This is a genomic window from Nocardioides lacusdianchii, assembly GCF_020102855.1.
Classification (GTDB): Bacteria; Actinomycetota; Actinomycetes; order Propionibacteriales; family Nocardioidaceae; genus Nocardioides; species Nocardioides lacusdianchii.
Genome location: NZ_JADHZD010000002.1, coordinates 58,232 through 77,621, shown reverse-complemented (window position 1 = coordinate 77,621; position 19,390 = coordinate 58,232). Strand labels below are relative to the sequence as shown.

General features: G+C 71.4%; 21 protein-coding genes. 17 read left to right on the top strand and 4 right to left on the bottom strand.

Annotated elements, in window-relative coordinates; translation table 11 throughout:
- Nucleotides 1-1,023: an ABC transporter ATP-binding protein gene (locus IRX98_RS03040; RefSeq protein WP_224273752.1), complete on the top strand. Its 1,023-nt coding sequence runs from the start codon at nucleotides 1-3 to the stop codon at nucleotides 1,021-1,023.
- Nucleotides 1,020-2,192, top strand: coding sequence for an ABC transporter ATP-binding protein (locus IRX98_RS03035; RefSeq protein WP_224273751.1), 1,173 nt, complete (start codon nucleotides 1,020-1,022; stop codon nucleotides 2,190-2,192). Before IRX98_RS03040 ends, IRX98_RS03035 begins: the two co-directional genes overlap by 4 nt.
- Before the next feature lie 41 nt (nucleotides 2,193-2,233).
- Here IRX98_RS03035 and IRX98_RS03030 read toward each other — a convergent pair whose 3' ends face one another.
- Nucleotides 2,234-3,127 carry a RecB family exonuclease gene (locus tag IRX98_RS03030; protein WP_224273750.1) on the bottom strand — a complete coding sequence of 298 codons (894 nt, stop codon included), beginning with the start codon at nucleotides 3,125-3,127 and terminating at the stop codon, nucleotides 2,234-2,236.
- A gap of 82 nt (nucleotides 3,128-3,209) precedes the next feature.
- Between IRX98_RS03030 and IRX98_RS03025 the strand changes: the two genes are divergently transcribed.
- The 5 genes from IRX98_RS03025 (at nucleotide 3,210) to IRX98_RS03005 (ending at nucleotide 8,192) form a co-directional block, all read left to right on the top strand.
- The gene (locus IRX98_RS03025) at nucleotides 3,210-4,379 is read left to right on the top strand and encodes a site-2 protease family protein (protein WP_224273749.1); all 1,170 of its coding nucleotides are present in this window, start codon (nucleotides 3,210-3,212) and stop codon (nucleotides 4,377-4,379) included.
- Between the two features lie 71 nt (nucleotides 4,380-4,450).
- Nucleotides 4,451-5,425 (top strand): tRNA (adenine-N1)-methyltransferase, encoded by a 975-nt coding sequence (locus tag IRX98_RS03020; protein WP_224273748.1) that lies wholly within the window; start codon nucleotides 4,451-4,453, stop codon nucleotides 5,423-5,425.
- The gene (locus tag IRX98_RS03015; protein WP_224273747.1) at nucleotides 5,422-5,964 is read left to right on the top strand and encodes a GrpB family protein; all 543 of its coding nucleotides are present in this window, start codon (nucleotides 5,422-5,424) and stop codon (nucleotides 5,962-5,964) included. The genes IRX98_RS03020 and IRX98_RS03015 overlap by 4 nt, the downstream gene beginning before the upstream one ends.
- A 106-nt stretch (nucleotides 5,965-6,070) precedes the next feature.
- Nucleotides 6,071-7,816, top strand: a complete 1,746-nt coding sequence (gene arc / locus IRX98_RS03010; protein ID WP_224273745.1) for a proteasome ATPase — start codon at nucleotides 6,071-6,073, stop codon at nucleotides 7,814-7,816.
- Nucleotides 7,817-7,823: 7 nt separating this feature from the next.
- Complete coding sequence (locus IRX98_RS03005; RefSeq protein WP_224273743.1) at nucleotides 7,824-8,192, top strand: hypothetical protein; 369 nt, start codon at nucleotides 7,824-7,826, stop codon at nucleotides 8,190-8,192.
- A gap of 171 nt (nucleotides 8,193-8,363) precedes the next feature.
- Here IRX98_RS03005 and IRX98_RS03000 read toward each other — a convergent pair whose 3' ends face one another.
- Entirely contained in the window at nucleotides 8,364-8,987 is a 624-nt protein-coding gene (locus IRX98_RS03000; protein WP_224273740.1) for a class I SAM-dependent methyltransferase, read from the bottom strand.
- A 3-nt stretch (nucleotides 8,988-8,990) separates the two neighbouring features.
- Between IRX98_RS03000 and dop the strand changes: the two genes are divergently transcribed.
- The 4 genes from dop to prcA all read left to right on the top strand — a co-directional run bounded on the left by dop (nucleotide 8,991) and on the right by prcA (nucleotide 12,676).
- The gene (dop, locus tag IRX98_RS02995; protein WP_224273737.1) at nucleotides 8,991-10,511 is read left to right on the top strand and encodes a depupylase/deamidase Dop; all 1,521 of its coding nucleotides are present in this window, start codon (nucleotides 8,991-8,993) and stop codon (nucleotides 10,509-10,511) included.
- A 192-nt stretch (nucleotides 10,512-10,703) separates the two neighbouring features.
- Nucleotides 10,704-10,901 carry a ubiquitin-like protein Pup gene (locus IRX98_RS02990; RefSeq protein ID WP_207081378.1) on the top strand — a complete coding sequence of 66 codons (198 nt, stop codon included), beginning with the start codon at nucleotides 10,704-10,706 and terminating at the stop codon, nucleotides 10,899-10,901.
- Nucleotides 10,902-10,927: 26 nt separating this feature from the next.
- Nucleotides 10,928-11,728 carry a proteasome subunit beta gene (prcB, locus tag IRX98_RS02985; protein ID WP_207085483.1) on the top strand — a complete coding sequence of 267 codons (801 nt, stop codon included), beginning with the start codon at nucleotides 10,928-10,930 and terminating at the stop codon, nucleotides 11,726-11,728.
- Between the two features lie 24 nt (nucleotides 11,729-11,752).
- Nucleotides 11,753-12,676, top strand: coding sequence for a proteasome subunit alpha (prcA, locus tag IRX98_RS02980; RefSeq protein WP_224273732.1), 924 nt, complete (start codon nucleotides 11,753-11,755; stop codon nucleotides 12,674-12,676).
- A 28-nt stretch (nucleotides 12,677-12,704) separates the two neighbouring features.
- On the opposite strand, the gene IRX98_RS02975 is transcribed toward prcA, so the two are convergent.
- Nucleotides 12,705-13,115, bottom strand: coding sequence for a hypothetical protein (locus IRX98_RS02975; protein ID WP_224273730.1), 411 nt, complete (start codon nucleotides 13,113-13,115; stop codon nucleotides 12,705-12,707).
- 44 nt (nucleotides 13,116-13,159) lie between these two features.
- Complete coding sequence (locus IRX98_RS02970) at nucleotides 13,160-13,642, bottom strand: hypothetical protein (protein WP_224273727.1); 483 nt, start codon at nucleotides 13,640-13,642, stop codon at nucleotides 13,160-13,162.
- Nucleotides 13,643-13,739: 97 nt separating this feature from the next.
- Here IRX98_RS02970 and pafA point away from each other — a divergent pair, with 97 nt between their 5' ends.
- From pafA to tatC, 6 genes are all read left to right on the top strand, one after another.
- Complete coding sequence (pafA, locus tag IRX98_RS02965; RefSeq protein WP_224273725.1) at nucleotides 13,740-15,101, top strand: Pup--protein ligase; 1,362 nt, start codon at nucleotides 13,740-13,742, stop codon at nucleotides 15,099-15,101.
- A 99-nt stretch (nucleotides 15,102-15,200) separates the two neighbouring features.
- Entirely contained in the window at nucleotides 15,201-16,163 is a 963-nt protein-coding gene (locus IRX98_RS23310; protein WP_224273723.1) for an FKBP-type peptidyl-prolyl cis-trans isomerase, read from the top strand.
- Nucleotides 16,164-16,211: 48 nt separating this feature from the next.
- Complete coding sequence (locus tag IRX98_RS02955) at nucleotides 16,212-17,186, top strand: helix-turn-helix transcriptional regulator (RefSeq protein ID WP_224273722.1); 975 nt, start codon at nucleotides 16,212-16,214, stop codon at nucleotides 17,184-17,186.
- Nucleotides 17,183-18,178 carry a helix-turn-helix transcriptional regulator gene (locus tag IRX98_RS23305; protein WP_224273721.1) on the top strand — a complete coding sequence of 332 codons (996 nt, stop codon included), beginning with the start codon at nucleotides 17,183-17,185 and terminating at the stop codon, nucleotides 18,176-18,178. Before IRX98_RS02955 ends, IRX98_RS23305 begins: the two co-directional genes overlap by 4 nt.
- A 60-nt stretch (nucleotides 18,179-18,238) precedes the next feature.
- On the top strand, nucleotides 18,239-18,532 hold the full coding sequence (gene tatA, locus IRX98_RS02945) for a twin-arginine translocase TatA/TatE family subunit (RefSeq protein WP_224273720.1): 294 nt from the start codon (nucleotides 18,239-18,241) through the stop codon (nucleotides 18,530-18,532).
- 5 nt (nucleotides 18,533-18,537) lie between these two features.
- Nucleotides 18,538-19,374 (top strand): twin-arginine translocase subunit TatC, encoded by an 837-nt coding sequence (gene tatC / locus IRX98_RS02940; protein WP_224273719.1) that lies wholly within the window; start codon nucleotides 18,538-18,540, stop codon nucleotides 19,372-19,374.
- Nucleotides 19,375-19,390: the final 16 nt, after the last annotated feature.

Below are 19,390 nucleotides of genomic sequence, written 5' to 3'. Positions count from 1 at the left end.
ATGAGCACCCCGATGAGCACGCACGCGGTCCACCCCGTCCACTCCTCCGAGCCGCTCCTCTCCGTCCGCGACCTGCGGGTGACGTTCGGGCGACGGGGGGAGCAGCCGTTCAAGGCGGTCGACGGCATCAGCTTCGACGTACGTCCCGGGCAGACCGTCGGCCTCGTCGGCGAGTCCGGCTGCGGCAAGTCGGTCACGTCGCTGGCGATCATGGGCCTGCTGCCCACCCGCGGCAACACCGTCGAGGGATCGGCGGTCTTCGACGGCGAGGACCTGCTCCGGCTGTCCCCGGGCCAGATGCGGGACCGCCGGGGTCGAGAGATCGCGATGATCTTCCAGGACCCGCTGTCGTCGCTGAACCCGGTCGTGCAGATCGGGCGGCAGGTCACCGAGGTGATGGAGCGCCACCAGGGACTCAGCCGCAAGGAGGCGATGCCGAAGGCGGCCGAGCTGCTGGAGCGCGTCGGCATCCCCGACCCGAAGGCGCGCCTGGTCAACTACCCCCACCAGCTGAGCGGCGGGATGCGCCAGCGGGCGCTCATCGCGATGGCGCTGGCGTGCAAGCCCCGGCTGCTGATCGCCGACGAGCCCACCACGGCGCTCGACGTGACCATCCAGGCGCAGATCCTCGCCCTGCTCAAGGAGCTCGTCGTCGAGACCGGCACGGCGCTGGTGATGATCACCCACGACCTCGGCGTCGTCGCGGGGCTGTGCGACGAGGTCAACGTGCTCTACGGGGGCCGGATCGTCGAGCGCGGCGACCGGCACACCTTGTTCTCCCGTCCTCGCCACCCCTACACCGTCGGCCTGCTCAACTCGATCCCGCGTCTCGACGCCCCGCGCGGTGAGGCGCTCTCACCGATCCCCGGCTCCGTCGCAGACAACCTGCCGTGGGACTCCGCCTGTGCCTTTGCGCCGCGTTGTCCCAACGCGCTCGACGTGTGCGTGCAGCAGACGCCCGAGTGGGAGGGCGACGACGTGGTCGGCCTGCGCTGCTTCAACCCGATGGGGGTGTCCCGATGAGCGGATCCACCGGGCTCGACCCGGCCCACGACACGCGGACCGGCGCACCGGGCGAGGTGCTCGTGGAGGTGAGCGGCCTCGAGGTGCACTTCCCGATCAAGCGCGGTGTCGTCTTCGACCGGACGGTCGGACACGTGCGCGCCGTCGACGGCGTCGACCTCACCATCCGCCGCGGCGAGACCTACGGGCTGGTGGGGGAGTCGGGCTGCGGCAAGTCGACCCTCGGCAAGGCGATCCTGAACCTCGAGCCGCCCACGGCGGGCTCGGTGCTCTTCGACGGCGTGGACATCGCCTCGTTGAAGGGCGAGGCGCTGCGTCGTGAGCGCAAGCGCTTCCAGATGGTCTTCCAGGACCCGATGTCCAGCCTCGACCCACGCCAGACCGTCGAGGCGCTGCTGCTCGAGGGCATGCGCGCGCACGGCCTCGACACCGACGCGTCGGCGACCCACACCCGGCTGCGCGAGCTGATGTCGGCGGTGGGCCTCCCGCCGTCGGGGCTGAAGAAGTACCCCCACGAGTTCTCCGGCGGCCAGCGCCAGCGCATCGGCATCGCCCGGGCGCTGTCGGTCGGTCCCGACCTGATCGTCGCCGACGAGCCGGTCAGCGCCCTCGACGTCTCGATCCAGGCGCAGGTGATCAACCTGCTCCAGGACCTGCAGGAGGAGCTCGGCCTCACCTACCTCGTCGTCGCCCACGACCTCGCGGTGGTGCGCCACATCAGCGACCGCATCGGCGTGATGTACCTCGGCGGCCTCGTGGAGGAGTCCGAGGCGGGGGAGCTGTACGACGTACCGCTCCACCCCTACACCCGCGCCCTCATGTCGGCCGTCCCGGTGCCGGACCCGGAGGTCGAGGACTCGCGCGAGCAGATCCTGCTCACCGGCGACCTGCCGTCGCCGGCGAACCCGCCGACCGGCTGCCGCTTCCACACGCGGTGCCCGTGGCGGCAGGAGACCCTCTGCGACACCGAGCGGCCGCAGCTGCGCGTGGTCGACGTGGCCGGCTCGAGCCCTGGGCACCGGGTGGCGTGCCACTGGGCCGAGGAGATCGCCCGGGGGGAGATCGAGCGCCACGAGGTGGCACCGGAGACAACGGACGAGTCGTCGTGGGGCGCGCCGCGCGACGATGGGTCGCCCTTCCTCGCGCCGGACGGTCCGCCGGTGCCCTGAGACCGGGCCGCGCGCGACGACGTACGGCGACGCGGTCGAGGTCAGTCGTCGGCCTCGTCCGCAGAGGCGTCTGCCTGCACCGGCACCGGCTCGGGCAGCGGCGGGACCGTGCCGCCCTTGGTGGGGCAGAACTGGTGGTAGGAGCACCAGTCGCACAGGCGCGACGGGCTGGGCTGCCAGTCGCCGGTCTCGTGGGCGAGCTGGATCGCGGTCCAGACGGCCTCGACCTTGCGCTCGGTGGCGCGCAGGTCGTCCTCGTCGGGCTCGTAGCGCAGGATCTCGCCGTTGCCGAGGTAGACCAGCTGGAGCACCGACGGCACGACGCCGCGCAGGCGCCAGATGACCAGGGCGTAGAACTTCATCTGGAAGAGGGCCTTGGCCTCGTAGCCCACCGCCGGGGAGCGTCCCGATTTATAGTCGGTGATGCGGATCCGGCCGTCGGGCGCGACGTCGACGCGGTCGACGAAACCGCGCAGCAGCAGCCGGGAGTCGAGGAGGGCCTCGACGTAGAGCTCGCGATCGGCCGGCTCGAGGCGACGCGGGTCCTCGAGGTCGAAGTAGCGGGCGAGGACCGGGCGGCACGACGACAGCCACGCGGTCAGGTCGGGACCCTCGTCGCCGAACATCTCCCCGAGCGCCGGTTCGGCCTCCAGCAGCGCCTCAAAGGTCGGCTCGAGCATGTCGGCGGCCGCCTCGGGGGTCCGGCCGGCCGCAGGCAGGTCGAAGAGGTCCTCGAGCACCTTGTGGACCACTGTGCCCCGCACCGCGTCGGGCGACGGCTCCTCGGGCAGGCGGTCGATGGTGCGGAAGCGGTACATCAACGGGCAGGCCATGAAGTCGCCGGCCCGGCTGGGCGACAGCGCTCCGAGCACCTCGACGCCGTCCACGGGCGTGGAGACGCGCTCGGCGGGGGAGTCTGCGGTGGGGATCGTCATGGCGCGGCTCACCCTAGGCGAGGCGTACGACACCGCTCACGGCGCGCGCACCGCCGTGGGCGGGGTTGGCTAGGGTCGTGGTGTGCCCGCACCGAATGATCCGGCCCCGCCGCAGGGGACCTCGCGCCCCGCGCCGCGCCCTCCGGGCACGTGGCGGATCGGCTCGATCGTCGGGATCGACGTGCTCATCACGAGCTCGTGGCTCATCGTCGCACTGCTGATCTCGCTGACCTTCGCCCCGCGCATCGAGCAGGTGCAGCCGGGCCTGGGCTTCTGGAAGTACGTCGCCGGCTTCGTCTTCGCCGTCGTGCTCTACCTCTCCGTCCTGCTCCACGAGGCCTCGCACGCGGTCGTCGCGAAGCGACTGGGCTACGGCGTCAACTCCATCACCCTGCACTTCCTCGGCGGCATGACCGAGATCGACGGGCAGTCGCGCCGGCCCCGCCACGAGTTCTGGATCGCCGTGGTGGGTCCGCTCACCTCGATCGGGGTCGGGATCGCCGCCGCGGCGCTGTGGTTCGTGGTCCCCGACGGTCTGGTCCGTGCCGCGGTGCAGGGCCTGGCCGGCGCCAACCTGATCATCGGCGTCCTCAACCTCGTGCCCGGGCTCCCGCTCGACGGTGGCCGGGTCCTCAAGGCGGCGGTCTGGGGCGCCTCGGGCAACCAGCACCGCGCCACGATCGTCGCGGGCTGGGGTGGCCGCCTCACCGCGCTGGCCCTGCTCGCCTGGCCGGTCGTGATGGAGCCGCTGACCGGCGAGTCGCCCACCATTCTCGACGTCGTCCTGGTCTTCATCCTCGGCCTGTTCCTCTGGACCGGCGCGACCGCCGCGATGGCGCACGCCCGGCTCCGCGAGCGCCTGCCGGCCCTGGTCGCGCGCCCGCTGGCCCGGCGTACGCTCACCGTCCCCGCCGACCTCCCGCTCGCCGAGGCCGTACGCCGCGCGCAGGACGCGCAGGCCGGCAGCATCGTCACGGTGGGCAACGACGGCTCCCCGATCGGCATCGTGAGCGAGGCCGCGGTCACGGCCATGCCGGAGGAGCGCCGCCCCTGGGTGCCGGTCTCGACCGTCACCCGTGTCCTCGAGGACGGGCTCACGCTCCCCGCCACCGTCGCGGGCGAGGACCTGATCCTCGCGATCAGCCGGCGTCCGGCCGAGGAGTACCTCCTCGTCGAGGAGGACGGTCACATCTACGGCGTGCTCTCGACCGCGGACGTCGACCGCGCCTTCCGCGAGAACGCCCGCCGCTGAGCCTGCCGCTCGCGACCTGCACGACGCCGCCGGATGGGTGGATCGGGCTCGGGCGCACTAGTCTGCGCGCCATGCCCGAGACCTCTCCCGACGTCCCCGCCGAGGCCTGGTCCGGCGTCCACCGCGGTCCCCTGCGCGAGGGGGAGTGGGTGCGGCTGACCGACCAGAAGGGCCGCAAGCACAACTTCGAGCTGGTCGCCGGCAAGCGCTTCTTCTCCAACAAGGGCCACCTCGACCACGACGACATGATCGGCCGCGACGAGGGCTTCACCCTCACCTCGTCGGCCGGCGGGCAGTACCTCGTCTTCCGCCCGCTGCTCAACGAGTTCGTCGTCTCCATGCCGCGGGGCGCGGCCGTGGTCTACCCCAAGGACGCCGCCCAGATCATCGCGCTGGCCGACATCTACCCCGGTGCGCGCGTCGTCGAGGCGGGCGCCGGCTCGGGCGCCCTCACCTGCTCGCTGCTGCGCGCCGTCGGCCCGTGGGGTCGGGTGACGTCCTACGAGCTGCGCGAGGAGTTCGCCGACGTCGCCCGCCGCAACGTCAACCAGTTCTTCTCCGCCCCCGACGGCCAGAGCCACCCGGCGTGGGACCTCCGCCTCGGTGACCTCAAGGAGGGCCTGCCCGGCCTCGGCACGCAGGTCGACCGCATCATCCTCGACATGCTCGACCCGTGGAACTGCGTCGACGCGGTGGCCGACGCGCTCGTGCCGGGCGGGATCGTCTGCGCCTACGTCGCCACCACGACCCAGCTGTCCCGCGTGGTCGAGACCCTGCGCGTGCACGGCGGCTTCACCGAGCCGCAGCCGTGGGAGTCTCTCGTGCGCGACTGGCACGTCGAGGGACTCGCGGTGCGACCCGGCCACAAGATGATCGGCCACACCGCCTTCCTGGTCACCGCGCGGCGCATGGCGCCGGGGGAGAAGCCCCCGCGCAAGACCCGTCGGCCGGCCCCCGGGGCGTACGGCCCCGACTACACAGGGCCGCGCCCGGCCGACATCCCGCCGGTCGAGGTCAAGGACAGCGACGCCGACACCGAGGCATGAGCGGGGTCCAGGTCGTCGAGCACTCGCCCCGGTGGGCCGACGACTTCGAGGCGGTCGCGGCCGTCCTGCGCGAGGCGCTGGCCGACGTCCGGTCCGCTGTCGTCGAGCACGTCGGCTCGACGTCGGTCCCCGGCCTGGCCGCCAAGCCGATCCTCGACGTCGACGTGGTCGTGGACCCGGCCGACGTGGCCGCCGCAGTCGCTGCGCTCGAGTCGATCGGCTACGTCCACCGCGGTGACCTCGGCGTGTCCGGTCGCGAGGCCTTCCACGCCCCGGGACCGCCGCGGCGCAACGTCTACGTCTGCACCGCCGGCACCGCCAACGTCCGCAACCACCTCGCAGTGCGCGACGTGCTGCGCTCGCGGGACGACCTGCGCGAGGCGTACGCCGCCGCGAAGCTCGCGCTGGCCGCGGACCCGGAGATGGACATCGACACCTACATCGCGGGCAAGTCGGCGGTCCTCCAGCAGGTGCTCGCGGCCTCGGGCCGCTTCAGCCACGAGGAGCTCCTCGCGATCCGGCGGCTCAACGGGTCCTGAGCCGCGGGTGGTCGGGCCCGCCGCGGCAAACCGGTGACCAACACGGCGAGACATTCACTTCCGTCCCATCGGTCAGTGGGTAGTGTCACTGGACAGGAGGTGCGAGATGTCCGAGCCCACCCGAGAGCAGCTGGCCACGCAGGTGCGCTACCTGGAGGCCGAGGTCCTGGACCTGCGCCGTCGCGTCGAGGACGCACCGGGGCAGTCCCGCGGTCTCGAGAGCCGCCTGGCGGACGCACAGCGGTCGCTGGCCGCGGTGTCCAGCCAGAACGAGCGGCTGGCGCAGACGCTGCGCGACGCCCGTGACCAGATCACCACGCTGAAGGAGGAGGTCGACCGCCTGGCGCAGCCGCCGGCGGGCTTCGGCACCTTCCTCAGCCGCAACGCCGACGACTCCGTCGACGTCTTCACCGGCGGTCGCAAGCTGCGCGTCAGCGTCAGCCCGGCGGTCGAGCTCGACGGCCTCGTGCGCGGCCAGGAGGTCATGCTCAACGAGGCGCTCAACGTCGTCGCCGCGCTCGACTTCGAGCAGGTCGGTGAGGTCGTGATGCTCAAGGAGATCCTCGCCGACGGCGAGCGTGCCCTGGTCATCGCCAACGCCGACGAGGAGCGGGTCGTCCGCCTCGCCGAGCCGCTGCGCGCCGAGGACGTCACCATCCGCGCTGGCGACTCGCTGCTGCTCGACACCCGTGCCGGCTACGTCTACGAGGTCGTGCCGAAGTCGGAGGTCGAGGAGCTGGTGCTGGAGGAGGTGCCCGACATCGACTACACGCAGATCGGCGGCCTCACCGCCCAGATCGACGCGATCCGCGATGCCGTCGAGCTGCCCTACCTGCACCCCGAGCTCTTCAAGGACCACGAGCTGAAGCCGCCGAAGGGCGTGCTCCTCTACGGCCCGCCCGGCTGCGGCAAGACGCTGATCGCCAAGGCAGTGGCCAACTCCCTGGCCAAGAAGGTCGCCGAGCGCACGGGAGCGTCGGGCAAGTCCTACTTCCTCAACATCAAGGGCCCCGAGCTGCTCAACAAGTACGTCGGCGAGACCGAGCGCCACATCCGGCTGGTGTTCCAGCGGGCGCGGGAGAAGGCGTCGCTCGGCACCCCGGTGATCGTGTTCTTCGACGAGATGGACTCGCTCTTCCGCACCCGCGGCTCGGGAGTCTCCTCCGACGTGGAGAACACGATCGTCCCCCAGCTGCTGAGCGAGATCGACGGTGTCGAGGCGCTGGAGAACGTGCTCGTGATCGGTGCCTCCAACCGTGAGGACATGATCGACCCCGCGATCCTGCGGCCGGGCCGGCTCGACGTGAAGATCAAGATCGAGCGCCCGGACGCGGAGTCCGCGCGCGACATCTTCTCCAAGTACCTCACCCCGACGCTGCCGCTGCACGCCGACGACCTCACGGAGTTCGGCCAGGACCGCGTCGCGACCGTGAACGCGATGATCCGCGCGACGGTGGAGCGGATGTACACCGAGACCGACGAGAACCGCTTCCTGGAGGTCACCTACGCCAACGGCGACAAGGAGGTCCTCTACTTCAAGGACTTCAACTCCGGAGCGATGATCCAGAACATCGTCGACCGCGCGAAGAAGATGGCGATCAAGGACTTCCTCGACAGCGACCTCAACCCGGCGCAGCGCGGCCTGCGGGTCCAGCACATGCTCCAGGCGTGCGTGGACGAGTTCAAGGAGAACGAGGACCTGCCCAACACCACCAACCCCGACGACTGGGCGCGGATCTCGGGCAAGAAGGGCGAGCGCATCGTCTTCATCCGCACGCTCATCACCGGCAAGCAGGGCACCGAGCCGGGGCGGTCGATCGACACGGTCGCCAACACCGGCCAGTACCTGTGAGCCCTGGGTGAACCGCGAGGACGACCTCGGCCACGGCGACATCGAGGCCGCCCTCGCCACCCGCCGCGAGCTCGGCGCCCGCTACGACGCCGAGCTCGTCGACGGGTTCGCCGAGCGCATCGAGCGCGCGGTCGAGCGGCGGGTGTCCGAGGAGGTCGCGCTGCGCCAGCGGCGTACGGCGGGTGCGGAGGGCGGCCGGCTGCGACAGTTCGTCCTCGGGGTGATCTCGCTCGGGGTGGGCGTGCCGGTGACGATCGTGCCGATGGTCGCCACCGACAACGGCCTCCCCGCCGTCGTGGTCGCCTGGCTGGGCATCGCGGCGGTCAACGCCGCGCACGCGTCCGCCGTCAACGGCCGACGCGCCACGGGGGACTGACAGCGCGACACGCCGCCCCGACACCCCTCGGGAGGGGGTGCCCCGGGGCTCGCTGGCGCTAGGTTGGCGGGATGCGAACCATTCTGATCATCGTCGTCGTCGTCCTCATCGTCCTCTTCCTCGCCGGCTACCTGCGTCGCGGTCGCTGACCCACTCCCACCGCGCCGCGGCTCATCCGGCGACCAGCCGGTAGCCGTAGGTCCACGGCCGGGACATGCCCGGCCCGGGCAGGTACGCCTGCTCGACCTCCTCGACGTGCCATCCCGCGCCCTCCACGAGGGCCGGGATGTCGCGCGTCAGGTGGCAGCCACCGGCCACAGCACGCTGTAGTGGTTCCAGGCGGCGCTGCCAGCGGCGTACGGACTCCTCCGGCGCCAGCCCGTGCTCGAGCGCGTGGAGCCGGCCACCGGGTCGCACCACCCGACGAGCCTCCCGCAGGGCGAGCAGCGGGTCGGGGATCGTGCACAGGCTGAACGTGACGAGCGCATGGTCGTGCGAGTCGTCCGCGAGGTCGAGGTGCTGCCCATCGAGGCCGCCGCGCTCGATCCGCACGTCGGTGCGTCCGCGCCGTCGCTCGGAGATCTCCCAGCCCACGTCGGACGGCTCGACGGCGGTGACCGACGTGACGTCGGGCGGGTACCACCGGATGTTGAGCCCGCTCCCGAAGCCGAGCTCCAGGACCCGCCCCGACAGGCCCGTGCACGCGACCTCGCGGAGCTCACCGACCTCGTGGCCGCGCAGGCTCCAGTCGGTCAGTCGCGGCACCACGCGCTCGTCCCAGACCCGTAGGCTCATGACATGAGCGTACGACGCGTGATGGGCACGGAGGTCGAGTACGGCATCTCGGTCCAGGGCCAGCCCACGGCCAACCCGATGGTGGCCTCGTCGCAGGTCGTCAACGCCTACGCCAGCTCGACGGCGAAGGCGCGCCGGGCCCGCTGGGACTTCGAGGAGGAGTCACCGCTGCGCGACGCCCGCGGCTTCGACATGGCCCGCCAGGTCGCCGACCCGACTCAGCTCACCGACGAGGACTTCGGGCTGGCCAACGTCATCCTCACCAACGGCGCCCGTCTCTACGTCGACCACGCGCATCCCGAGTACTCCTCGCCCGAGGTGACCACCCCGCTCGACGTGGTGCGCTGGGAGAAGGCGGGGGAGCAGGTGATGCTGGACGCCTCCCGGATGGCCGCCCAGGTGCCCGGCACCGCGCCGATCCTGCTCTACAAGAACAACACCGACAACAAGGGCGCCTCCTACGGTGCCCACGAGAACTACCTCATGCGGCGCTCGACGCAGTTCGCCGAGATCGTGCGGCACCTGACGCCGTTCTTCGTCTCCCGCCAGGTCGTGACCGGGGCGGGACGCGTCGGCATCGGGCAGGACGGGCGCGACACGACGCCGGAGCGCGGCTTCCAGGTCAGCCAGCGCTCGGACTACTTCGAGGTCGAGGTGGGGCTTGAGACCACGCTGAAGCGGCCCATCATCAACACCCGCGACGAGCCGCACGCCGACCCCGCGGTCTACCGCCGCCTCCACGTCATCCTCGGCGACGCCAACCTCGCCGAGATCTCCATCTACCTCAAGGTCGGCACCACGTCGCTCGTCCTGGCGATGATCGAGGACGGGTTCATCGACCGCGACCTCAGCGTCGAGGGCGCGGTCCGCTCCCTGCGCGAGGTGTCCCACGACCCCACGCTGAAGCACCTCCTCAGCCTGCGCGACGGTCGGCGCCTCACAGCCGTGCAGCTGCAGATGGAGTACCTCGAGCTGGCCCGCAAGTACGTCGAGGACCGCTACGGCGCGGACGCCGACGACCAGACCGTCGACGTGCTGGCGCGCTGGGAGTCGGTGCTGGACCGGCTCGAGCGCGACCCGATGGAGTGCGCCGAGGATCTCGACTGGGTGGCCAAGCTCAAGCTGCTCCAGCAGTACCGGGACCGCGACCACCTCGATTGGGACGACGCCAAGCTGCACCTCATCGACCTGCAGTACGCCGACGTACGCCCCGACAAGGGCCTCTACCACCGCCTCGCCGGCGCGGGCCGGATCCGTCGCCTGCTCGACGACGCGACCATCGAGGCCGCCATGCACGACCCGCCGGTCGACACCCGCGCCTACTTCCGCGGCCGCTGCCTCGACAAGTACGCCGACTCGGTGGCCGCCGCGTCGTGGGACTCGGTCATCTTCGACCTCCCGGGACGCGAGTCCCTCCAGCGGGTGCCGACCATCGACCCGCTCCGTGGCACCCGCGCCCACGTCGGTGAGCTGATCGACCGCAGCGACTCCGCGCAGGCGCTGGTCGCGGCGATCACCCGCTGAGTCTTGCTCCTTGCATGAGTCCCCGCTGAAGCGGTGACTCCCGCGCGGACCGGGTGATGCAACGCCCCATCCGCGCAAAGGTCCCCCCACCCGTGGTGCCCGATGGCCTATGGGGACCGGCCGGGCGACTCGCGCAGGTCCGCCGAGGGCGAACGTCCTTGTGGCGTCGGTGCGAGTGGATAGGGTCGAGTCATGGCCCAGGAGCAGAAGCAACCGCGCAGGTCCTCCCAGGACGAGACGACGACCGAGGAGGTGGCCGAGACGGACGTCGCCGAGCGCAAGGAGATGATCGACGAGGACGTCGACGCGATCCTCGACGAGATCGACGAGGTCCTGGAGTCCAACGCCGAGGACTTCGTGAAGTCGTTCATCCAGAAGGGCGGCCAGTGACCGACTCCCGCCTGCCCGCGTCCTTCATGACCCCGGGCACCTCGAGCTTCGCCGACTTCCTCGGCATCGAGGCCCCTGACCTCCTGCCGTCGCGCCGCGCGGTCCCGGCGGGCAATGCCGCCGACCTCGCCCCCCACGGCACCACGATCGTGGCCGCGACCTTCGACGACGGCGTGGTGATGGCCGGGGACCGTCGCGCCACGATGGGCAACATCATCGCCCAGCGCGACATCCAGAAGGTCTTCCCCGCCGACGAGTACTCCGTGGTCGGCATCGCCGGCACGGCCGGCCTCGCGGTCGAGATGGTGCGGCTGTTCCAGACCGAGCTCGAGCACTACGAGAAGATCGAGGGCAGCACGCTGTCGATGGACGGCAAGGCCAACCGCCTCGCCGCCCTGATCCGCGCCAACCTCGGGATGGCCATGCAGGGCCTGGCCGTCGTCCCGCTCTTCGCCGGCTACGACCTCGCCGCCGACCAGGGCCGCATCTTCAGCTACGACGTGACCGGCGGCCGCTACGAGGAGACCGCCTTCCACTCCGTCGGCTCGGGATCGCTGTTCGCCCGCGGGTCGCTCAAGAAGCTCTACCGTGACGACTTCAACGCCGAGGAGGCCGTCACCGCGGTCATCCAGGCGCTCTACGACGCCGCCGACGACGACTCCGCCACCGGCGGCCCCGACATCACCCGCCGGATCTTCCCGGTGGTCCACGTGATCACTCCCGACGGCGGGCGCCGGATGCCTGACGACGAGGTGTCCGTGATCGCCGACCGCATCCTGGCCTCCCGCATGCAGCGCCCCGACGGCCCCGCCGCGGCGCTCACCTGATCCGACGTAGGAGTCACCCCAGCCATGAGCATGCCGTTCTACGTCTCTCCCGAGCAGATGATGAAGGACCGCGCCGACTTCGCCCGCAAGGGCATCGCGCGCGGGCGTTCGGTCGTCGCCCTCCAGTACGCCGACGGCGTCCTGTTCGTCTCGGAGAACCCGTCGCAGGCCCTGCACAAGGTCAGCGAGATCTACGACCGCATCGCCTTTGCGGCGGTCGGTCGCTACAACGAGTTCGAGAACCTGCGCATCGCCGGCGTACGCCTCGCCGACATGCGCGGCTACGCCTACGACCGGCGTGACGTGACGGGTCGCGGCCTGGCCAACGCCTACGCCCAGACGCTCGGCACGATCTTCTCCTCGGGCGGCGAGAAGCCCTACGAGGTGGAGATCTTCGTCGCCGAGATCGGTGACACCGCGGCCGACGACCAGCTCTACCGCCTCACCTACGACGGCCAGGTCGCCGACGAGCACGGCTTCGCCGTGATGGGTGGTGCGGCCGACGTGGTCGCCGGCCACCTCAAGGAGCACTACACTGCCGGGGCCTCGCTCGACGACGCGATCCGCGTCGCGGTCGCGGCACTCGGCCACAGCGAGAGCGACGACCGCGTGATCCCCACCGGGGACCTCGAGGTCGCCGTGCTCGACCGCACCCGCACCCAGCCGCGCAAGTTCCTGCGACTGCGCGAGACCCGCCTCGTCGAGGTGCTCGGCCGTCGCGGCGTCGAGGAGCCCGACGCGGCCTCGCCCGAGGACGCGCTGGCCGGGTCCGGCCCGCGCCACTCCGGCCAGGACGACCCCGCCGACCCGACCGACCAGGTCTCGGGGGCGACGCCGCCGCTGGAGGACCCGGTGTCGGGCGAGCCCCCGGTCGCGCCGCCGGTGGCCCCACCGGTGGCCCCGCCCGACAGTCCCGCGGCACCGCCGACGGGGCCCGGTCAGGTCTGACCGTGCGGTCGTGGCGCCGGGCCACGGCTCAGCGCAGGTACAGCCCCGGCCAGATGGCTGTGGCGACGGTCGGGATGCCGTTGAGCCGTCGCCGGTAGCGCACGAGCGACCCGAACTCGTCCAGCGCGGCCCACAGCCGTTGGTGCGCGGCCCAGGGGAGCGGACCGGGCGGGCGTACGTCGCCGTGCGGGCCGAACTCGTGCCACGCGGGACCGAACCCCACCCAGGCGGGGGTCCATCCGGCTGCGTCGTCCCACTCGCCGCGCCGCTGCTCGACCATGCGTCGACGGACCTGGCTCTCGAGGCGCGCGCCGTCGACAACCACGGGAGCGGATCGCACCGGCCACAACCACAGGTCGTCGGTCATCACCCGGAGCTCGAGGTCCTCGACGGTGCCCGGTTCGACCAGGACGGTCGCGACGAGGTGGCGGGGTCCCATGGAGGAACGCTCACCCGGCCGGGGCCGCTGAGTCAAGGGCGGTGTCAGGCGCCGGTCGGGTGCGGCTCCTCGGCGCGCGACGCGTCCTCGTCGCGCCGCTCGGCGACGCTCATCGCGAGGGACAGGCCTGCAGCCGCAGCGCCCATCCACACCCGCGGACGGCGTACGCCCCGGGCCGCCAGCGTGCGCTCCGCCCAGCTGTCGGCGGCCTCGCTGCCGCGGCTCAGCCCGGTGACCAGTGCCCCGAGGCCCACGACGACCCCAGCGGTGGCGGCGGGACCCAGAGGCGTCCGGGGCTCCTCCCTCGTGCTGTCCTCCGGGGCGAGGAGGTCGGGCCGGCGGGCAGCGAGACCTGCGGCGGCGCCCGCCAGCACCCCCAGCCCGCCGTGCAGGGTCCAGCGCGCGGTCCGTGTCCAGCGCTCCATCGGCCAACGGGTGGTCACCACTCCGGTGGCCACTGCCACGGCGACCTGTGCGGGCCAGGAGTCGAGTGCGGTCGGGTGCGACGGTGCAGGCATCTCGTCCATGACAGCAACCTAGGTGGTCGGGGCAACGGCGGCTCGCCGGGTGGGATTCGGCGCCGGATGCCGCACCGGACGTGGTGCACGGTCCTAGGGTGGGCCCATGGACCGGCGCATCTTCGGCATCGAGAACGAGTACGGCGTCACGTGCACGTTCAAGGGGCAGCGCCGGCTGAGCCCCGACGAGGTCGCGCGCTACCTCTTCCGCAAGGTCGTCAGCTGGGGTCGCTCGTCCAACGTATTCCTGCGCAACGGCGCCCGGCTCTACCTCGACGTCGGCAGCCACCCCGAGTACGCCACGCCCGAGTGCGACGACATCGTCGACCTCGTCACGCACGACAAGGCCGGGGAGCGCATCCTCGAGGGCCTGCTCCTCGATGCCGAGAACCGTCTGCACGAGGAGGGCATCGCCGGCGACATCTACCTGTTCAAGAACAACACCGACTCCGCCGGAAACTCCTACGGCTGCCACGAGAACTACCTCGTCGGCCGAGCGGGGGAGTTCAGCCGGCTCGCCGACATCCTCATCCCGTTCCTCGTCACCCGGCAGATCGTCGTCGGGGCGGGCAAGGTCGTGATGACCCCGCGCGGGGCGTCGTACAGCGTGAGCCAGCGCGCCGAGCACATCTGGGAGGGCGTCAGCAGCGCCACCACCCGCAGCCGGCCCATCATCAACACCCGCGACGAGCCGCACGCCGACGCCGAGCGCTTCCGCCGCCTCCACGTGATCGTGGGCGACTCCAACATGAGCGAGACGACCACGATGCTCAAGGTGGCCTCGTGCGACCTCGTGCTGCGGATGATCGAGGAGTGCGTGGTGATGCGCGACCTCACGATGGAGAACCCGATCCGCGCCATCCGCGAGATCAGCCACGACCCGACCGGCCGCCGCAAGGTGCGCCTGGCCAACGGCCGTGAGGCGAGCGCCCTGGAGATCCAGGCCGAGTACCTCGGCAAGGCCCGCGACTTCGTCGACCGGCGACAGATCTCCACGCCCACCATCGAGCGCGCACTCGACCTGTGGGAGCGCGGGCTCAAGGCCGTGGAGTCCGACGACCTCGGCCTGGTGGACCGCGAGATCGACTGGGTCATCAAGTACAAGCTGATCGAGCGCTACCGCGCCAAGCACGGGCTGTCGCTCGGTGACGCGCGCATCGCGCAGCTCGACCTCGCCTACCACGACATCCACCGCGGCCGCGGCCTCTACTACCTGCTCGAGAAGCGTGGGGCAGTGGCGCGCGTGACCACCGACCTCAAGGTCTTCGAGGCCAAGAGCGTGCCGCCGCAGAACACCCGCGCCCGGCTGCGCGGAGAGTTCATCCGCAAGGCGCAGGAGCGCCGCCGCGACTTCACCGTCGACTGGGTGCACCTCAAGCTCAACGACCAGGCGCAGCGCACCGTGCTGTGCAAGGACCCGTTCAAGGCGTACGACGAGCGGGTGCAGAGGCTCATCGACGGGATGTGACCCGCACCCGTCGTGCACAGGCGCGGTGCGGCGCCACCGCGGGTGGGACCTGCTGGATAGGGTGTCCGGGCAACGCCGACCGATCGATTAGGTGAACCTGTGTCTCGTGTACGTTCCGCTGCCGTCAGCGGTGTCCTCGTCCTCAGCATGCTCGGCCTCGCCGCGTGCGGCTCCGACTCCAGCGACGCCGAGGCGGGAGGCGCCCCGCTGAGCTCGGTGACCATCGAGGGCAAGCACGGCGAGGCCCCGAAGGTGACCTTCGACGGACGCCTCGACGGCTCCGAGGAGGAGAAGGACGTCCTCATCGAGGGCGACGGCGAGACCGTGGCCGACGGCGACACCGTCGAGGCCAACTGGTGGATCGGCAACGGCTTCACCGAGGAAGAGGCGCAGAACACCTTCGAGCAGGGCACCCAGGAGGTCGAGCTCTCCGAGGAGGTGCTGCCCTTCCTGCGGGAGACGATGATCGGCAGCACCGTCGGTGACCGCATCGTGCTGCTCACGTCCGCCGAGCAGGCCTTCGGCGAGCTCGGCAACCCCAGCATCGGCATCGGCAACAAGGACTCCGTCCTCGCCGTCGTCGACATCCTGGGTCGCTCCGAGACCGTCCCGCCCGAGCCGGCGCTCGACGGCCCGCAGGGCGAGGAGAAGAAGCCTGCCGGTTGGGCGCCCACGCTGATCGAGGAGGACGGTGTCGTCACCGGCCTGGACTTCAGCACCGCCCACGAGCCGACCGGCGAGCTGATCGCCACCACCCTCATCAAGGGCGACGGCGCCAAGGTCAAGTCCGGCGACACCCTCACCGTCGACTACCTCGGCCAGGTCTACAACGCCGACGAGCCCTTCGACGAGTCCTACAGCGCCCAGCCGGCCGAGTTCCCGATCGGCGTCGGCCAGGTCATCGCCGGGTGGGACGAGCGCCTGGTGGGCCGCACCGTCGGCTCGCGGGTCATCCTCGAGATCCCGCCGGCCAAGGGCTACGGCGAAGAGGGCAACGAGCAGGCCGGGATCACGGGCACCGACACGCTCTTCTTCGTCGTCGACATCCTCGGCGTCTCCTGACCCGACTCCGGGTCCACACACCGCCAGCGGACAGAGGGGGAGCAGCGGATGGCGCAGCCTCGAGCCGAGCGCTTGATGAACCTGCACATCCTGCTGCTGGGCGCACGACGCTTCATCAGCAAGGACGCGATCCGCGAGGCGTGCTACCCCGAGCACGCCCGCGGACCGGCGGGTGACGAGGCGTTCGAGCGGGCCTTCGAGCGCGACAAGGACGCCCTGCGGCAGATCGGGGCCGTGATCGAGGTCGGCAGTGCCGACGCGTTCTTCGACGACGAGATCGGCTACCGCATCCCGACCGAGCAGACCTCGCTCCCCGAGATCCGCTTCGAGTCCGACGAGGCGGCGGTGCTCGGGCTGGCGGCGCAGGTCTGGCAGCAGGCGACCCTCGCCAAGGCGACCGGCCGGGCGCTGGCCAAGCTCAAGGGCCAGGGGGTCGAGATCGACCCGTCCCGCCTCGAGGTCGTTGCGCCGGCGATCACCGCCGACGAGCCGGCCTTCGAGCCGCTGTGGGACGCGGTCGGCAAGCGGCGCCAGGTCAGCTTCCCCTACCAGCGCGCCGACGAGACCGAGCCGACCACCCGCCGGATCCAGCCGTGGGGCCTCGCGCGCTCCTCGGGTCGCTGGTACGTCGTCGGCCTCGACGTCGACCGCGGGGCCGAGCGGGTCTTCCGCCTCTCGCGCATCGTGGGCCCGGTCCGCGCCACCGGCAAGTCCGGGGCGTACGTCGTCCCCGCCGGCACCGACGTACGCGCCCTCGCCCGGCGGCTGTCGCCGTCGTTCCCCTCCGTGCGGGCCGAGGTGCGGGTCCGGCAGGGCACCGGCGTGGGCCTGCGGAGACGCGCGGAGAGCGCGACCGCGATGACCGACCGTCCCGGGTGGGACCTGCTGGTGGTGGAGGGTCCCGTGCACGAGCTCTCCGACGAGGTGCTGACCTACGGCGCCGACGTCGTCGTCGAAGGACCCGAGGCGCTGCGCGACGACGTCGCGGCCCGCCTGCGCGCCGTGGCGGGGGAGGTCCGGTGACCCTCCAGCCCGGCGACACCGCACCCGACCAGGTCGCCCGCCTGCTAGCCCTGGTGCCCTACCTGCTCGCCCGCGGCGAGGTGCGCCTCGACGACGCCGCCGCGCACTTCGGCACCGACGCCGACCAGATCGAGCGCGACCTGCGACTGCTCTTCATGACCGGCCTCTCGCCGGGGCTGCCCGGGGACCTCATCGAGGTCGACCTCGACGCGCTCGAGGGCGACCGGGTCATCCGCGTCGACAACGCCGACTACCTCGCCCGGCCGGTGCGGTTCTCGCCGGCCGAGGCCACCGCGCTCGTGGTGGCGCTGCGCACCATGGTCGAGGCGGCGCCGGACGAGGCGCGCGACGTCATCGAGCGCACCCTGGCCAAGCTCGAGCAGGCCGCGGGGCAGGACGGCGAGGAGCTGCTGCGGCTCCACGTCGCCCCCACGCCGCTGGAGACCAGCGCGGTCGTGCCGGTGCTCGAGTCCGCGATGCGCCACGGCCGCCAGGTCGAGCTCACCTACCACGTCCCCTCCCGCGACGAGGAGTCACGACGCGTGGTCGACCCTCGCGGGCTCGCCCGCGTCGAGGACCTGCTCTACCTCGACGCGTGGTGCCACACGGCTCAGGGGGACCGGGCCTTCCGGGTGGACCGGATCCTCGACGCCACCGAGCTCGACACTCCCGTCGCCGACCCGGGAGCCCGCCCGCGGGACCTGACCGGCGGCTGGTTCAGCGACGCCGAGACCACCACCGTCACGCTGCGCCTGGCCCCGCCCGCACGCTGGGTCATGGAGTACTACCAGGTGCGCGCGCAGCGCCCCGGTCCCGATGACACCGTCGACGTCGACCTCGAGGTCGCGAGCGAGCAGTGGGTGCGGTCGCTGCTCCTGCGCCTGGCGCCCCACGCCACCGTGCTGGCCCCCGCCCACCACGCCGCAGCAATCTCTGCGTCCGCACGTGCGGCGCTCAGCCACTATCAGGCGGACGGCGTAGACTTCAGCTGACGTGGCTACGATGCGTCCGCACGAGACCGAGAACGACCCCGAGAACGACGGAGTGACCTCATGATCAACCCCATGGTCGGCATGCCGCAGGGTCTGGAGTGGCTGGTGATCCTCGCGATCGTCGTGCTCGTCTTCGGCGCGGCCAAGCTCCCCGACCTCGCCCGCAGCTCCGGTCAGGCGCTGCGCATCTTCAAGACCGAGACCAAGGGCCTGCGCGACGACAAGGACGACGTCGACGAGCAGAAGACGCCCGAGGAGCTCGAGCTCGAGCGCCGCGACCAGACGCAGGCCCCGGCGCACAACGAGGCCTCGGGCGAGGTGCTGCGCGAGCGGCGCGACGACACGACCGCCTGACCCGGGTGAGGATCTCCGGCCTCATCGGTCTGTTCAAGGGACCGTCGCCAGAGGCCGTCGGCCCCGACGGCCGGATGGCGCTCTCGGACCACTTCCGCGAGTTCCGCGCACGCCTGCTGCGGGTCATGCTCGTCTTCACGGTCGCACTCGTGGTCGCTCTCGTGTTCCGCCACGCCCTGCTCGACCTCGTCGTAGGCCCCTACGAGGCGGCGCAGGCCACCCTCCCGGAGGGCACCACCAACGCCACCACCCGTGGGGCCGGAGGCGGACTGCTGCTCTGGCTCACGCTGTGCGGCTTCGCGGCCGGCATCGTGACGGCGCCCTACTGGCTCTACCAGATCTGGGCGTTCGTGCTGCCCGGGCTCTACGCGCAGGAGCGCCGGATGAGCCGGATCTTCGCGGGGGTCGCCGGTCCACTCTTCATCTCCGGCGTGGTCCTCGGCTACGTCACCCTGCAGGTCGCCCTGGAGGTGCTGATCGGGTTCAACCCCGACAACGTCACCAACCTCATCGACTTCAACGACTACCTGCAGTTCTTCACCCGGACGTTGTTCGTCTTCGGCCTCGCCTTCAACATCCCCGTCTTCGTCGTGCTGCTCAACTTCGCCGGGGTGGTGAAGGGCGCGGCGCTCAAGGCCTACCGGCCCTGGATCGTCATCGGCACCTTCATCTTCGCCGCGGTGGCGACGCCGTCCGCGGACCCCTTCACGATGACCCTGATGGCCGTGCCGATGGTGGTGCTGTTCTTCCTCTCGGAGGCCATCGCCCGGTTCAACGACCGTCGGCGCGCTCGCAAGGCCCCCAATGCCGGGCTGAGCCCCGACGAGCTGTCTGCCATCTGATCCGGCTCTGAGAGGC

Coding starts and splice junctions, on each gene's coding strand:
- IRX98_RS02990 (WP_207081378.1), top strand. CDS start 10,704: ATGGCCCAGGAGCAGAAGCAACCGCGCAGGTCCTCCCAGGACGAGACG.
- IRX98_RS02970 (WP_224273727.1), bottom strand. CDS start 13,642: ATGGACGAGATGCCTGCACCGTCGCACCCGACCGCACTCGACTCCTGG.
- IRX98_RS03015 (WP_224273747.1), top strand. CDS start 5,422: ATGAGCGGGGTCCAGGTCGTCGAGCACTCGCCCCGGTGGGCCGACGAC.
- tatA (WP_224273720.1), top strand. CDS start 18,239: ATGATCAACCCCATGGTCGGCATGCCGCAGGGTCTGGAGTGGCTGGTG.
- arc (WP_224273745.1), top strand. CDS start 6,071: ATGTCCGAGCCCACCCGAGAGCAGCTGGCCACGCAGGTGCGCTACCTG.
- IRX98_RS03000 (WP_224273740.1), bottom strand. CDS start 8,987: ATGAGCCTACGGGTCTGGGACGAGCGCGTGGTGCCGCGACTGACCGAC.
- IRX98_RS02975 (WP_224273730.1), bottom strand. CDS start 13,115: ATGGGACCCCGCCACCTCGTCGCGACCGTCCTGGTCGAACCGGGCACC.
- IRX98_RS03020 (WP_224273748.1), top strand. CDS start 4,451: ATGCCCGAGACCTCTCCCGACGTCCCCGCCGAGGCCTGGTCCGGCGTC.
- IRX98_RS03040 (WP_224273752.1), top strand. CDS start 1: ATGAGCACCCCGATGAGCACGCACGCGGTCCACCCCGTCCACTCCTCC.
- IRX98_RS02955 (WP_224273722.1), top strand. CDS start 16,212: ATGGCGCAGCCTCGAGCCGAGCGCTTGATGAACCTGCACATCCTGCTG.
- dop (WP_224273737.1), top strand. CDS start 8,991: ATGAGCGTACGACGCGTGATGGGCACGGAGGTCGAGTACGGCATCTCG.
- prcB (WP_207085483.1), top strand. CDS start 10,928: ATGACCCCGGGCACCTCGAGCTTCGCCGACTTCCTCGGCATCGAGGCC.
- IRX98_RS03035 (WP_224273751.1), top strand. CDS start 1,020: ATGAGCGGATCCACCGGGCTCGACCCGGCCCACGACACGCGGACCGGC.
- IRX98_RS03030 (WP_224273750.1), bottom strand. CDS start 3,127: ATGACGATCCCCACCGCAGACTCCCCCGCCGAGCGCGTCTCCACGCCC.
- prcA (WP_224273732.1), top strand. CDS start 11,753: ATGAGCATGCCGTTCTACGTCTCTCCCGAGCAGATGATGAAGGACCGC.
- pafA (WP_224273725.1), top strand. CDS start 13,740: ATGGACCGGCGCATCTTCGGCATCGAGAACGAGTACGGCGTCACGTGC.